This window comes from Acinetobacter sp. YK3 (assembly GCF_001729365.1).
Classification (GTDB): Bacteria; Pseudomonadota; Gammaproteobacteria; order Pseudomonadales; family Moraxellaceae; genus Acinetobacter; species Acinetobacter vivianii.
Map to the genome: position 1 here is coordinate 37,243 of NZ_LZPJ01000013.1, position 14,586 is coordinate 51,828.

Below are 14,586 nucleotides of genomic sequence, written 5' to 3' on the forward strand. Positions count from 1 at the left end.
CATTGACCATGATTGATGCTTTTTTATAAATTGTATCTCAATGCCATCAAGATACAATCGATTGCCGTTTAATTTGTAACAGCTTTTTATTTCTTGAATCTAATTTAAGCTTGAATCATTATATTAGGCAATGCTTATTATTTAAAAATTAATATTTTTTTATAATCTAATACACATTCTATTTAAATCAGTGTAACGTAGTAAAAAAATAATCCCTATTTTGACATTTATAAGAACATTTTTGGGAGTGGTGAGAGATAAGATGAAGTTGAAAGCTTCCAATATATTGGGACAAGAACAAATCGACTTGTTAATTTCTCGCGGGCTAAATTTAGTTTGGTTTCCTAAAGAATTAGAAGTGATCTATCGTGATCAGTACAGAAATGAAGCTGCGCATGAGTTCCGTTATCGCGCCCCTATTATTTTAGGTTTATATCTATTTCTAAGCTTCGGTATCTATCAGGTTCTACCTACAGACCTTCGTATCACCTGGATGGCAACCTACGGATGGGTTGGGATCATTATTACCTTGGCATGGATGCTGTCTTTCCTGCCGATGATGAATAAATGGTTTGACCACTATGTCTGTATTGGCTCCATGGGCGCTGTCGCTATTTCGTTTACGATCATTAACGTACTGGAACAAGGACAAAATAACGTTCTCTTCCATGCCGCCATGATGTATGCCGTTGTGATCATCTACGGTTTCGTCGGAATGCGTTTCTATACGGCCATTATTGCGGGCTGGGTTGGCGGTTTAATCGGGATTATTGCCAGTACATGGCTCAGTGGTGCCATCGACTGGACCTTCCTGAACCGTACCTATACCTTTAGCAGTTTTCTGGGGATGGCGCTTGCCTATGCAACCGATCGGCAACACCGTGAAAACTATCTGCAAAACTGCATGATCGAACTCAACCGTTTAGAACTGATGCGACAAGCCCAACAATTGTCAATTCTCTCTCAACAGGATGCCTTAACAGGTCTGGCAAATCGCCGTTATCTGGATGAGGTGCTTGAGAATGAATGGAAACGTGCGACACGGCATGGACTGCCAATCACCATCATGATGATCGATATCGATTTCTTTAAGCTCTATAACGATACCTTGGGGCATATTCAGGGGGATCAGTGCTTACGGCGCATCGCGATTATGCTCGGCTCTATCGCCTCACGCAGTGGCGATCTTGCTGCACGTTATGGTGGCGAAGAGTTTCTGTTACTGTTTGCCATGACGGATCGTGAACAAGCTCTGGTGCAAGTACGCAGACTAATGGAACTCATCAGTAATATCGGGATTGCTCATCCAAGAAGCCATGTATCCAAGCAAGTCACTATTAGTGTGGGTGTTGCCACCATGACGCCAAGTCTAAATGACAGTCTATCCGAGTTTATTGCGCAGGCCGATCATGCGTTATATATTGCGAAAAGTAATGGTCGAAATCAGTATCATATTGCGACATCAGATAATATGATTTCTGAAACTTTATAATTGATTAACTATTATTGAATGAATGTTAAATTAATTTAATTTTATTCTATTTAAAATGTGATCTAAGCCACACATATAATAAATTATCTGTGTGGCTTAATCTTTTTTATATTAGGGTTCGATTGGCTTAAATGGCGCAACCACATCGGCATTTTGAGCACGATGTCTTAAAAAGTGATCCATTAACACAATCGCCAACATCGCTTCAGCAATCGGCGTTGCACGTACACCCACACATGGATCATGACGACCTTTGGTTAATACATCAGTATTTTCACGTTCAATCGTAATGGTTTTACCTGATGTGGTAATACTTGCAGTCGGTTTCAATGCAATCGCAACACGGATAGTTTGACCACTCGAAATCCCACCCAAGATACCGCCGGCATGATTGGCAAGGAAACCGTCTGTGGTCAGCTCATCACGAGTTTCATGACCAAACTGTCCAGCAACAGCGAAACCATCACCAATCTCAACGCCTTTAACCGCATTGATGCTCATCATCGCATGGGCAATATCTGCATCTAAACGATCAAATACAGGTTCACCCCAGCCGACAGGTACTTTCTCAGCCACGATTTCAAGTTTTGCGCCACAACTGGTGCCTTGCTCACGTAAAGCAGTGACCAACTGTTCAAAACGCGGAACAGCATCAACATCGCCACAGAAAAATGGATTATTCGGTACTTCCGCCCAATCCAGTTTTTCTGCAACTTCATTACCAATTTGAGTAACATGTCCACGAATATCAATGCCAAATTTTTCAGCGAGATATTTCTTGGCAATCGCCCCCGCAGCAACACGCATTGCAGTTTCACGCGCACTTGAACGGCCACCACCACGATAGTCACGGAAGCCGTATTTTTGCGTATAGGTATAATCAGCATGGCCTGGACGGAATGTTTGAGCAATATTGCCGTAATCTTTTGATTTCTGATCTGTATTACGAATCAACAAACCAATCGATGTTCCTGTCGTTTTACCTTCAAAAACACCTGAAATGATTTCGACTTGATCTGGCTCTTTACGTTGCGTTGCAAACTTTGATGTCCCCGGTTTACGGCGATCAAGATCTTTTTGCAAATCAGCTTCACAAAGCTCAAGACCAGGTGGCACCCCATCGACAATTGCCATCAAGCCAACACCATGTGACTCACCACATGTTGTCACTCGAAACAGTTGCCCAATACTATTCCCTGCCATGTTTCATCGCCTCTTAATTTTGAACGGATTGCTGAAATAATTCTTTATAACGACGGCATTGTTCAGCAGTTAAGGCAAAAATACCAGAACCACCTCTCTGGAAAGTCAACCAATGGAAATCAACCGTGTTGAAGTTCTGGCGCATTGCCCACTCAGAATTACCTACTTCAATCACGATTAGACCATCTTCAGTCAAATAATCAGCCGCTTGAGCTAACATTTTACGAACCAGATCCAGACCATCCTGACCCGCAGCCAAAGCGAGCTCAGGCTCATGCAAGAATTCTTCTGGTAAATCCGCCATATCTTCAGCATCCACATACGGCGGATTGCTCACGATCAGGTCATATTGATTCTCAGCAGGAATTTTTGAGAATAAATCAGATTCAAGTAAAGCCACCTGATATTGCTTGTCATGATGCTCGGTATTAATTGAAGCGACTTCTAATGCTTCTTTTGAGATATCTGTTGCATCCACTTCCGCATCTGGATAAGCATAAGCCAATGCAATTGCGATACAGCCTGAACCTGTACACATATCGAGGATGCGTTGCGGTGTTTTTGGATTATTATTTTCTGGTAAGTTGTTTAACGCTTCCAGCATACGACCATTCTCATCTAGGCAGTATGGTGCAAAACGCTGTTCAATCAACTCGGCAATGGGTGAACGAGGAATCAGTACACGCTCATCGACATAGAATGGCTTATTGAAGAAATACGCCAAGTTCAATAAATACGAGGTTGGAATACGGTCATTGATACGACGTTCTAATAAACTTAAGAATTCCGCTTTTTCACTTGGCAGTAACTTCGCATCCAAAATCTCAGCGTCGGCTTTCCACTCAAGTGAAAGTGTTTGAAGTACCAATGCAGAGCTTTCTGCAAAATAATCTTGAGTCCCTTGACCTAAGTGTGCGTCATATTGACGAAGTGCGGTTACCCCAAAACGAACGAAATCTCGAATGGTTACTAAATTTTCAGCCGCTTCTTGTAAATGTTCAGGGCTGATTGTAGGTCGCTCCACTTAGGCGTCTCCAAAAGTGCTAATTGCAAAACGCTTTATTCTAACGGGATTAAGCAAGATTTAACAATAAAAAAACCGCCTCTCTACAAGAAGCGGTCTTTTAAAGCCTTAACTTGGGTAAAAAGCTTATAGTCCTAATTTTTCAGCGACATAGTCTGAGTCTTTATCACCACGACCCGAAAGGTTGACCACGATCCTGATGTTCTTATCCATTTTGGGTGCTTCACGTAACGCCCAAGCCACCGCATGTGAACTTTCCAACGCAGGTACAATGCCTTCCACACGTGAAAGGGTCATAAATGCATCTAAACATTCTTGATCGGTCGCCGTTTCATATTGCACACGTCCAAGTTCTTTCAGGAAACTATGTTGTGGCCCTACACCTGGATAATCCAGTCCTGATGCAATCGAATGCACAGGTAAGGGTTCGCCTTGCTCATCCTCTAGCACATAACAGGCCATGCCATGAATCTGTCCCGGTTTACCCAAGGTCAGCGTTGCAGAGTGCTTATCGGTATCCAAGCCAAGACCTGCTGGCTCTACGCCCACCAGTTTGACATCAGTTTCATTTAAAAATGCGGTAAATGCACCAATCGCATTTGATCCACCACCGACGCAAGCAACCACATAATCAGGATTCTGACCAAAATACTCATTAGATTGGGTTTTAATTTCCTTGCCAATAATTGACTGGAAATCACGTACCATTTTTGGAAATGGATGCGGCCCGACCACTGAACCAATTGCATAAATATAGTTTTTCGGATCTTTTAAATATTCTTCAAAGGCACTATCGACTGCATCTTTTAAGGTTGCTGTGCCTTGAGTCACCGAAACCAATTTTGCACCCAGAATTTTCATTTTAACGACATTGGGATGCTCTTTTTCGATATCCACTTGTCCCATATGAATTTCACACGGAATACCCACCAATGCACAAGCAGTTGCTAAAGCGACACCATGCTGTCCTGCACCAGTCTCAGCAATAACCTTTGTTTTACCCATGTATTTGGCAAGTAGCGCTTCGCCTAAGCAGTGATTGATCTTATGCGCACCGGTATGGTTCAGGTCTTCACGTTTTAAATAAATCTGCGCGCCACCCAGTTGCTCAGATAAACGCTTGGCATGAAATAATGGACTTGGACGACCCACATAATTTTTGAATAAATCGTTCAGCTCATCTTGAAACTCGGCGGTATGGCGAATCTCTTCATAAGCCGCATTAATCTCATCCATCGCCTCTTTTAAGTGAGGAGGAATGAACTGACCGCCAAAATTTCCAAAGAAACCTGCTTCATTGGGTAAAGCTACCCCATTGATTTGATGTTCCATCATTATTCCTGTTTTTATAAAGTTGTTGTCTTCATATAAATATTAACGCGATAAATAGCGCGTCATGTCTTCGATACCTTTTAGCGTCATCGGAAACATATGATTTTCAAAAATATCTTTAATCCAGTTAATGGTCTGGGTGTAATGCCAATAACCTTCCATTTCAGGATTCAGCCAAGCGGTTTTATCAAAATGCTGACGTAAACGTCTCAGCCACACTTCACCCGCCTCATCATTCATATACTCCACCGATCCACCGACTGACTTTAACTCATACGGTGCCATACTGGCATCACCCACCACGATGACGCGATAATCACGTCCATAGGTATGGAACAGATCCCACGTATTCATACGAGTTGCGCTACGGCGATGGTTGTCTTTCCAGACATAATCATACAGGCAATTATGGAAATAGAAGTATTCGAGGGTTTTAAACTCTGATTTGGTCGCACTGAATAGCTTTTCGCATTCGGCAATATAGGCATCCATCGAACCGCCAACATCAAACAGCATCAACACTTTAATGCGGTTACGACGCTCAGGTACCAGTTGTACATCCAAAATACCCTGTTTGGCTGTTTCACGGATGGTGCCATCCACATCCAGCTCTTCAGCAGCTCCTTGACGGGCAAACTTACGTAAACGGCGTAAAGCGATTTGCATTTGGCGAGTTCCCAGAACCTGATCATCATCCAGATTTTGGTATTTACGCTGTTCCCATACTTTCACCGCAGAACGTTTACGCCCTGGGCCACCAATACGAACACCTTCAGGATGATCACCAAACGCACCAAAAGGCGAAGTACCGCCTGTGCCAACCATACGATTGCCACCCTGATGTTTCTTATGCTGTTCACGTAAACGTTCTTCCAGCATTTTCATCAGTTCTTCGAGCGAACCCGCTTTTTGCAATTCCGCACGTTGTTCAGGCGTTAAATGCTTTTCCAACAGTTCAAGATCAAACCAGTCTTTGGGTAATTTGTGAACCTGTTTCAGCAATTCATCTAAATCAAAGGTTTCAATGCCATCAAAGTAATCTTTCATAGCACGATCAAACTTATCAAAGAAGCGTTCATCTTTAACTAAAACTGTTTTAGCCAATTGATAGAACTCTTCCTGATCTGCAAACACAAGACCTGAAGCTACTGCCTGATTAAGATCAATGAGCTCACGTGTTGTTACAGGTACGCCATATTTGCGTAAGGTGTAAAACAGTCGCACAAACATTGCTAAGTACTCTTAACGGCGTGACATAAAGGCTAAACGTTCAAGCAATTGCACATCTTGTTCATTTTTAATCAAGGCACCGTACAACGGTGGAATGGCTTTAGATTTATCATGATTACGCAATACATCTTCAGGCATATCATCTGCCATCAACAAGCTTAACCAGTCAATCAGTTCAGAGGTTGATGGTGGCTTCTTCAAATTCGGGATTTCACGTAATTTAAAGAACACCTGCAATGCTTCACTCACCAATGTATTGGAAATACTTGGAAAATGTACAGCAATGATATCGCGCATGGTTGCTTCATCAGGGAATTCGATATAATGGAAGAAACAACGGCGCAAGAATGCGTCTGGAAGCTCTTTCTCATTATTTGAGGTAATAATCACGATTGGACGTTGTGTCGCAGTAATGGTCTCGCCTGTCTCATACACATAGAACGACATTTTGTCGAGCTCATGCAACAAGTCATTTGGGAACTCAATGTCTGCTTTGTCAATTTCATCAATCAACAGAACACAACGCTCCTCACTGGTAAATGCTTCCCACAATTTACCAGGCTTAATATAGTTTTTAATGTCGTAGACACGATCATCACCTAACTGACTATCACGCAAACGCGAAACCGCATCATATTCATACAAACCTTGCTGGGCTTTGGTTGTCGATTTGATATGCCATGTAATCAGCTTTAAACCCAGACTTGCAGCCACTTGTTCTGCAAGCAAAGTTTTACCTGTACCCGGCTCACCTTTGACCAGTAATGGTTTTTGTAGAGCACGTGCAGCTTTCACTGCAAGTTTTAAGCTATCGGTCGCGATATATTGATCTGTACCAGCGAAGTGTTGTGTATCAGCAGACATTTAAAAACCTTATTTTTCTATATTTAACTTAGTATCTAAACTGAACGTGCAGTTTTATTTGCAGTGTATTTTGACCAGCAGAAGCCAATCAGTAGCCCTGTACCAATGACAAATAAAATCAATGATAGATTTGACCAGATCAAGACATGTTCTTTAGTGAGCACACCAAAAAGCAAGCCAAAGATTGCAGGTGCAAGGGCTGAATTTGGACCTTCTGAAATGGTTGGCGTTGCAAGAACTGCAAAAGCCACGATCCACAGGATTCCACCAATTGGATTTGGCAGGCGTGACATCAAACGATACCAGCACCACAATGCAATTAGCGTCCCCGTAACATAAACAATGATCGCTACATTTTCTTCAGGAAACTGATCCAGTACCGAAAGAATGTTCGACCAAATTGCTGTTAAAGTTTCAAGCACCGCGTAAGCCCTCTGGTTCTACCGCATTTGGATTGATCAACCCTTCTGGCGGCATTTGAATGAAGAAGCCTTTGGTATTTAATGAGTCTATAACATGTAAAACGTTTGCACGTGCAAGTTTTCGCTCATTATGAAGTTCTAAATGCATCACAAACGTGGCTTTGCCAAACGCCTGTAAAACGCTTTCTGGAACACCTTCAAATGGGTTCTCTTGTTCCTTGTCATCAGGATAATTTGGACGAGCAATATACATATACATTTCATCTTTCTTGCTCGATCTATAAATATCGCAGTGCATGTTTACTCACATCTATTAACAATCAAAGACAGCATACATGAAAATAAAAATGGATACATTAAGGATTGTTAACGCCAGAGTCGTCTTTTCAATCCCTTGTACGCCAAGCAACTTCTAGTCATAAAATCAACGTGCCATAATTACAGCCTAAAGCTGATGTGAAATGTGATATGCAAAAAAACAAATATGATGACCCGCACTTCTTCAACGAATATTCAAAAATGCCCCGCTCTCGCGATGGACTCAGTGCGGCTGGAGAATGGTCAGCCTTTAAAGCTCACCTTCCAGAACTCAAGAACAAGAGAGTTCTGGATTTAGGCTGTGGTTACGGCTGGCATTGTCAATATGCCTCGGAGCAAGGTGCATCCACAGTAGTTGGAATTGATCTCTCCGCCAAAATGCTAGAACAGGCGCAACATTTATGTGCAGCAGAAAATATTCGCTATCAACAAAGTGCTATTGAAACATTTGATGCCGAAGCTGCTTCATTTGACCTGATCATGAGTTCACTGGCATTGCACTATATACAAGATCTTGATGCTGTATTTGAAAAAGCAGCACACTTACTCGCGCCACAAGGTGAGCTGTATTATTCCGTCGAGCATCCCAGTATTTACTGCTCGTGCTCAACAAGACTGGATATATGATGAGGAAAAACAGCCGCTCTACTGGCCCGTTGACCATTATTTTGAAGAAGGTCAAAGAGAAACACAGTTTCTAGGTGCCCATGTGGTGAAATATCACCGTACCATCGAGACCCATGTCATGGCTTTGCTTAAAGCAGGTTTTGAAATCACTGCCCTGATCGAGCCCGCACCAACCGCTGAAATGATTGAAAAAATGGGCTGGCAGGATGAACTAAGACGTCCCATGATGCTGATTATTAAAGCCAAAAAAAAGAGCTAATCACTTAGCTCTTTCTTAAAATACTAACGGGCAATTTTCATTTGTGTTGCCAGATAATCAATATCTTCCCGCAACAATGTAATCAATGGTTGAGTCAGAATGTCATAGCGCCAACCCATTAAATAACTCGGCAAGCTCTGCTCATCCAGATGGAAGACCACCTGCTCATAGATGGCATTCATCCATTTCTTGCGCAGCAACACTTCTTTCGGGATTCCAGTCTGAAGCACAACATTAGCAATTAAAGCATCTATCTTCGGTGCAACTTCTTTTGAATTATTCTTGATTGGCCGTGCCATACGTAAAGGCCATTCATTTTCAGGCGGCAAAAATTTCAGCAAGTCCAGAATGGTTTTACCATGCTCACGAACTACATTCGGACGTATGTCTTTAATCTTGGCAAGCTGGAACGTATTACGCGGATTCTTTTCGACCAGATCAATCATGGTACCATTACGGAGAATAAAGCTACGCGGCTGATTCAATGCCTTGGTAATCTGTTCTCGCCAGATACTTAACTGCTGGAGCTGCATCAACTCACGGCGTGAATGACGGTAATTACCAATATCTGTATAGAGTTCTGCCAATGGTGTTTCCATTGCAATCTCTTTGGTGAGATTCTGACAATCTTCCAATACGTATTGATAAAGCCCCTTCACTTTCAGATCATTTTTCAAGGTATCCGCCAGCTTGGTGAGATACAAAACATCGTTTGCCGCATAACTCATTTGCTCTTGCGACAATGGTCTTGCCAACCAGTCAGAACGGGTCTGATCTTTTTCAATATCGATATTGAGACAGGTTTTTAATGCATTTTGATAACTGACTTGTAAGCCATGTCCAAGAAATGCCATGGCAATCTGGGTATCAAACACATTATTTAACGGTTTTTGATCTGCATAATGGTAGATCAGATCAATATCTTCACCGCAGGCATGAAAAATATTCTGTTGTGCAGCAAAAATCTTTGGCCAAAAACTTGTCAGATCCAAAGCAGCGCCGTCGAGTAACAGGATCTGGCCATTTAAATTGATTTGGCAAACACCAAGTTTAGGATATAAGGTATCGACCTTGATAAATTCGGTATCAAGTGCATAGACAGAACACTGTTCCATCTGGCTTAGGAGAACAGCTAAATCTTGTTGCTGCTGGATAAACTGAAACATGTGTGCTCAAGTAAAATAATATAGAACCATACGCAATAGAACTGTCTAAGATCAGCTATTGCTTAACTAAAAACAAAATACAAAAAATAAATCTAATTGGTATTCCACATATAAAACATGAAATTACTCCTCTCTCCATTTCATCAAAAAACGAAAATCCTTTTCGCCAGCTCATAGTGCCACAAATCACCGCAAATAGATCTACGATAATGTTAGACAAAATGTAAAATTTAATTATTTGTTTAAATTAACAGCATGAATTTAAAATAAATATAAGAAAATGCCTAAGGAGGCTGTTATTTCATGCGCATACGGTTATGGACAGCCTGACTTAAAGTATGACTATCGACATATTCCAGCTCACCGCCTTGTGGTACACCTTGTGCAATTCGGGTCATATTAATCGGTAAATGTTTGGTCGCTTCGACTAGATAGTGTGCTGTAGCTTGCCCTTCTACCGTCGCATTGGTTGCCAGAATCACTTCCTGAATCTGTCCTTCGCTCAAACGCTGAATCAGGTAAGGAATCCCGATTTCTTCTGGGCCAATTCCATCTAAAGGTGACAAATGCCCACCCAAAACGTGATATTTACCACGGAAGCTGCCACTTTGCTCAATCGCCATAACATCTGCTGGTGATTCAACCACACATAACAGTTGCTCATCCCGTTCCACAGAGGCACAAATATCACAGACATCATGTTCTGTTAAAGAGTGACAAATACGACATTCATGAATATGGCTGGATGCTTCATGTAAAGCATAAGACAGTGCAAAGGCACCTTCGCGATTTTTCATTAATAAATGCAATGCCATACGCTGTGCGGATTTTGGGCCAACACTCGGCAGAATACGTAATGCTTGAACCAGTTGTTCAAATCGTTCACTAAACACAAATTAACTCGATTATTTGTAGAAAACAAGATTCCCCAAGCACCCAGATTGAGTGCTTGAGGAATACTCAATTAGAATAAACCAGATAAACCTGGTGGTAAGCCCATACCTGAGTTTGCACCTTGAAGTTTTTCTTCTGAAATTGCTTCCGCCTGACGTGCAGCATCATTCATTGCCGCAGCAATCAAATCTTCAATCATGTCTGCTTCGTCTTGTAACAAGTCAGGGCTAATTTCGATACGCTTAACGACATTACGGCAAGTCATCGTTACTTTAACTAAACCACCGCCTGCTTCCGCATGAACTTCAGTATTTGCAAGCTCTTCTTTGGCTTTTTTAAGATTAGTTTCCATATCTTTTTGCATGCGCTGAGCTTGCTGCATGAGCATATTAATGTTCATAAGTTTCTCTCGTTAAATTAAATCTAAACCGCGTGATAAGTCGCGAATAATATCATCAATGTCTTCTAAACCAACAGACACACGAATTAAACCTTCTTCAATTCCTGCAGCTTGTTTAGCTTCTGCCGACATTCTACCATGTGAGGTGGTTGCTGGATGGGTAATTGTTGACTTAACGTCACCCAGATTACTGGTAATCGATAAGAAGCGCGTGTTATCGATTACTGTCCATGCGCCTTCACGTTCGCCTTTCACCACAAAGGATACGACACCGCCAAAACCTTTTTGTTGTTTTTTCGCGAGTTCATGTCCAGGATGATCAGGTAAACCTGCGTAATATACTTTTTCCACTTTTTCGTGCTGATGTAACCATTCAGCAAGTTTCTGTGCACTCTCACAATGGGCTTTCATACGAATGCTAAGCGTTTCAAGGCCTTTCAAGAAAATCCATGCATTAAACGGACTCATTGAATTACCCAAAGTACGAATTACACCATTTACTTCTTCAAGCAAGTCATGCTTACCAACGACCGCACCACCAAGCGCACGGCCCTGACCATCGATATATTTGGTTGCTGAATACAATACTAAATCGGCACCAAACTTGATTGGCTGCTGTAATACAGGCGTACAGAAACAGTTATCAACGGCAAATAAAGCCCCATTGGCATGCGCAATATCGGCAATCGCCTGCATATCACCGACTTGTGCCAATGGATTCGACGGCGTTTCGATGAATAAGATACGGGTATTTGGACGAATTGCCTGTTTCCAGCCCTCAAGATCACCAAGATCAACGAAGGTCACTTCAACCGCAAATTTCGCCACATATTTTTCAAATAAGGCAATGATTGAACCAAATACTGCACGCGAACAAATGACATGATCGCCCGCTTTTAAGTAGGCCATACACATTGCATGAACTGCTGCCATACCAGAACTGGTCGCGACTGCACGTTCTGCACCATCCAAAACTGCTAAACGCTTTTCAAATGCCTGCACTGTTGGATTGGTATAACGTGAATAAGTATTGCCTGCGATCTGTCCTGAAAATTTTGCAGCGGCATCCGCGGCACTTTCACATACAAATGATGAGGTTAAAAAGATCGGCTCACTATGTTCACCTTCCGAGGTACGATCATGCCCTGTGCGAATTGCCAGTGTTTCTAGTTGATATTCTAAATCATCGCTTGGATTCATCGTTTTGTATGCCTTATGATCATAATGAGGAAATATGCCAATATTTTGAGCGCCTAAGGTATTTAAGGTCAAGGCGTAAGATGAAATTATCGCTTAGACTTCGTGCAATCTTGACTCATGATGAGACTTTCTAAGATGAAATCGCTTGTGGAACAGCAAAAAATAAATTTTAAACATCTGGCTATGCGTGTATTCGATGCAGACAAACTGGTTTTGTCTCAATCAACGCCGTATCAAGTGATTGCGCAATTCAAACAAACTCGTGTCCGTTTCTATGCTTCAGAGAATAAGCGCTATAAAGAGCCACTGGTTTTTGTTGCACCCCTAGCGATTAATATGGATATCTATGACCTCTATCCTTACCGTTCATTGGTCAAACATTTTCAGGAAAGCGGTTTTGATGTCTACCTGATTGACTGGGGCAAGCTTACTTATAAAAACTATCAGATTAACTTTCTATCTTTTATTGATAAGTTTATTCCAAAATGTATTGAAGCCATTCAACAACATGCACAATCTGAAAAAATTTCACTGCATGGCTGGAGTATGGCAGGCATTTTTGTCACGCTTTATACCGCACGCCATCAGCCAAGCGTTGTCAAAAACCTTGTGGTCTTAGGCAGCCCAATCGACAGTTATGCTTCGGGTTATATCGGCAAACTTTATAAAACCTTGGCTTATCTCACCAACCGCAACCCAACCATTAAAGATTATATCTATAACCGTTTGCCCAAACTGATGATCCATTCACCTGGCTTTCTCAATTCGTTGGGCTTTAAGCTGCTTGATCCTAAAGGCTGGATTGATGGCAATATTCAATTATTAAAAAATCTGGATAATTTGAAACTGGTACAAGAAGATGCCACCTTAAGCCACTTCTTAAATAATATGATTGATTACCCAGGCGGCGTAAACCAAGACATGTTATTTAACGTCTGGCTGCAAAATCCTTTAAAACACGGTGCAATTCGCCTCAAGAACAAAACCATTGAACTTAAAAATATTAATTGTTCACTTCTTGTCGGTGCAGGTAAAGGCGATCAACTGGTAACTTCCGAGTCTGCATTTCCGCTGACCCAGTTGACAAGCAGTCAGGATGTCACGTTTACTCTTATCCCTGGTGGGCACTTAGGTTTAATGTCCAGTCAAAACAGTTCAATTGAGTTCTGGCCAACTTTAACCACATGGTTAGCCGAACGATCGACGCAAATAAAAAGGTAAAGTATGACTCAATCTGTTGCATTCATCGGTTTAGGCGCTATGGGCTATCGCATGGCGGCGCATCTTCCTAAATATTTTGAGAAAGTTCTGGTCTGGAACCGAAATTTTAGCAAAGCAGAACAACATGCAGCAGAATATGACACCACGGCGGTTGAACTCTCTCAGGCAGTACAAGCCGATATTATTTTCTCATGTTTACCCACCAGCGATGATGTGGAAAAACTGATTGAAGGTATTGAAATTAAGTCAGGTTCAATCTGGATTGACTGTACCAGTGGTGTACCAGATGCAGCCCGCCGTCTCGTCGAAAAGCTGAAAGCACAAAATGTCGATTTTCTGGACGCCCCTGTAAGTGGTCAAACTGTCGGTGCTGAAAATGCAACCTTGACCTTTATGGTTGGTGGTGATGTGGATGCATTTGAACGCGCTTATCCCGCTATGGCTGCATTAGGTAAATTGATTCAGCATGTGGGTGAACCCGGTGCTGGCTTTGCTGTAAAAGCCATTAACAATATGTTGCTTGCAGTAAACTTATGGTCAGTGACCGAAGGTTTCAGTACCTTAAAAGCACATGGCGTGAACTTGGATGCAGCCCTCAACTGTGTGAATGCATCTAGCGGCAAAAGCTTTGTTACGGAAAATATTTTCCCGCAACGTGTGCTGAGCCGTGAATTTCCAGTGACGTTTGGTCTGCCATTACTTGCAAAAGATACAGGTATTGCACTAGATCTCGTCAAGGATGCCAAATTACCAGCACCTCTACTCGCTCTAACACAGAGCCTGATTCAAACAGCAAATTTAACTGCGGAGCCAAATAGCGACTTCTCCGCAGCAGCAAAACTGTATGAATCATGGAGTAAAATTACGCTGAAGTAAGGGAATATTTAGAACCGCTCGAAAGAGCGGTTTTTTTTAATAAACGTGTTGCTTAATA

The 14,586-nt window shown here is 42.0% G+C and carries 14 protein-coding genes and 1 pseudogene; 4 read left to right on the forward strand and 11 right to left on the reverse strand.

Going from position 1 to position 14,586, the window contains the following annotated elements:
* The first annotated feature begins 262 nt into the window (after positions 1 to 262).
* Complete coding sequence (locus A9Z07_RS01815) at positions 263 to 1,492, forward strand: GGDEF domain-containing protein (RefSeq protein ID WP_004772135.1); 1,230 nt, start codon at positions 263 to 265, stop codon at positions 1,490 to 1,492.
* 111 nt (positions 1,493 to 1,603) lie between these two features.
* On the opposite strand, the gene aroC is transcribed toward A9Z07_RS01815, so the two are convergent.
* The 7 genes from aroC to A9Z07_RS01850 all read right to left on the reverse strand — a co-directional run bounded on the left by aroC (position 1,604) and on the right by A9Z07_RS01850 (position 7,865).
* A complete protein-coding gene (aroC, locus tag A9Z07_RS01820) occupies positions 1,604 to 2,695 on the reverse strand; it encodes a chorismate synthase (RefSeq protein WP_004772133.1) in 1,092 nt (363 codons plus the stop codon).
* A 13-nt stretch (positions 2,696 to 2,708) separates the two neighbouring features.
* Positions 2,709 to 3,719, reverse strand: a complete 1,011-nt coding sequence (gene prmB / locus A9Z07_RS01825; protein ID WP_004772132.1) for a 50S ribosomal protein L3 N(5)-glutamine methyltransferase — start codon at positions 3,717 to 3,719, stop codon at positions 2,709 to 2,711.
* Positions 3,720 to 3,845: 126 nt separating this feature from the next.
* Positions 3,846 to 5,051: a tryptophan synthase subunit beta gene (gene trpB / locus A9Z07_RS01830; protein WP_069576445.1), complete on the reverse strand. Its 1,206-nt coding sequence runs from the start codon at positions 5,049 to 5,051 to the stop codon at positions 3,846 to 3,848.
* 42 nt (positions 5,052 to 5,093) lie between these two features.
* The gene (locus tag A9Z07_RS01835; protein WP_069576447.1) at positions 5,094 to 6,281 is read right to left on the reverse strand and encodes a vWA domain-containing protein; all 1,188 of its coding nucleotides are present in this window, start codon (positions 6,279 to 6,281) and stop codon (positions 5,094 to 5,096) included.
* A 12-nt stretch (positions 6,282 to 6,293) separates the two neighbouring features.
* Positions 6,294 to 7,145 carry an AAA family ATPase gene (locus A9Z07_RS01840; protein ID WP_004772128.1) on the reverse strand — a complete coding sequence of 284 codons (852 nt, stop codon included), beginning with the start codon at positions 7,143 to 7,145 and terminating at the stop codon, positions 6,294 to 6,296.
* A gap of 35 nt (positions 7,146 to 7,180) precedes the next feature.
* Positions 7,181 to 7,567, reverse strand: coding sequence for a hypothetical protein (locus A9Z07_RS01845; RefSeq protein WP_004772126.1), 387 nt, complete (start codon positions 7,565 to 7,567; stop codon positions 7,181 to 7,183).
* Positions 7,560 to 7,865: a YcgL domain-containing protein gene (locus A9Z07_RS01850; RefSeq protein ID WP_004772125.1), complete on the reverse strand. Its 306-nt coding sequence runs from the start codon at positions 7,863 to 7,865 to the stop codon at positions 7,560 to 7,562. The genes A9Z07_RS01845 and A9Z07_RS01850 overlap by 8 nt, the downstream gene beginning before the upstream one ends.
* Positions 7,866 to 8,035: 170 nt before the next feature.
* Between A9Z07_RS01850 and A9Z07_RS01855 the strand changes: the two are divergent.
* A pseudogene (locus A9Z07_RS01855) lies at positions 8,036 to 8,771 on the forward strand (class I SAM-dependent methyltransferase).
* Positions 8,772 to 8,794: 23 nt separating this feature from the next.
* Here A9Z07_RS01855 and A9Z07_RS01860 read toward each other — a convergent pair.
* From A9Z07_RS01860 to A9Z07_RS01875, 4 genes are all read right to left on the reverse strand, one after another.
* The gene (locus tag A9Z07_RS01860) at positions 8,795 to 9,937 is read right to left on the reverse strand and encodes a ribonuclease D (protein WP_069576449.1); all 1,143 of its coding nucleotides are present in this window, start codon (positions 9,935 to 9,937) and stop codon (positions 8,795 to 8,797) included.
* A 296-nt stretch (positions 9,938 to 10,233) separates the two neighbouring features.
* A complete protein-coding gene (gene recR, locus A9Z07_RS01865) occupies positions 10,234 to 10,830 on the reverse strand; it encodes a recombination mediator RecR (protein WP_004772120.1) in 597 nt (198 codons plus the stop codon).
* A 71-nt stretch (positions 10,831 to 10,901) separates the two neighbouring features.
* Entirely contained in the window at positions 10,902 to 11,231 is a 330-nt protein-coding gene (locus tag A9Z07_RS01870) for a YbaB/EbfC family nucleoid-associated protein (RefSeq protein WP_004772118.1), read from the reverse strand.
* 12 nt (positions 11,232 to 11,243) lie between these two features.
* Complete coding sequence (locus A9Z07_RS01875) at positions 11,244 to 12,431, reverse strand: O-succinylhomoserine sulfhydrylase (protein WP_004772116.1); 1,188 nt, start codon at positions 12,429 to 12,431, stop codon at positions 11,244 to 11,246.
* Between the two features lie 135 nt (positions 12,432 to 12,566).
* On the opposite strand from A9Z07_RS01875, the gene A9Z07_RS01880 reads away from it, so the two are divergent.
* Both A9Z07_RS01880 and A9Z07_RS01885 read left to right on the forward strand, forming a co-directional pair.
* Positions 12,567 to 13,652: an alpha/beta fold hydrolase gene (locus tag A9Z07_RS01880; RefSeq protein WP_005257560.1), complete on the forward strand. Its 1,086-nt coding sequence runs from the start codon at positions 12,567 to 12,569 to the stop codon at positions 13,650 to 13,652.
* A 3-nt stretch (positions 13,653 to 13,655) separates the two neighbouring features.
* Complete coding sequence (locus A9Z07_RS01885) at positions 13,656 to 14,528, forward strand: NAD(P)-dependent oxidoreductase (RefSeq protein WP_004772112.1); 873 nt, start codon at positions 13,656 to 13,658, stop codon at positions 14,526 to 14,528.
* Positions 14,529 to 14,586: the final 58 nt, after the last annotated feature.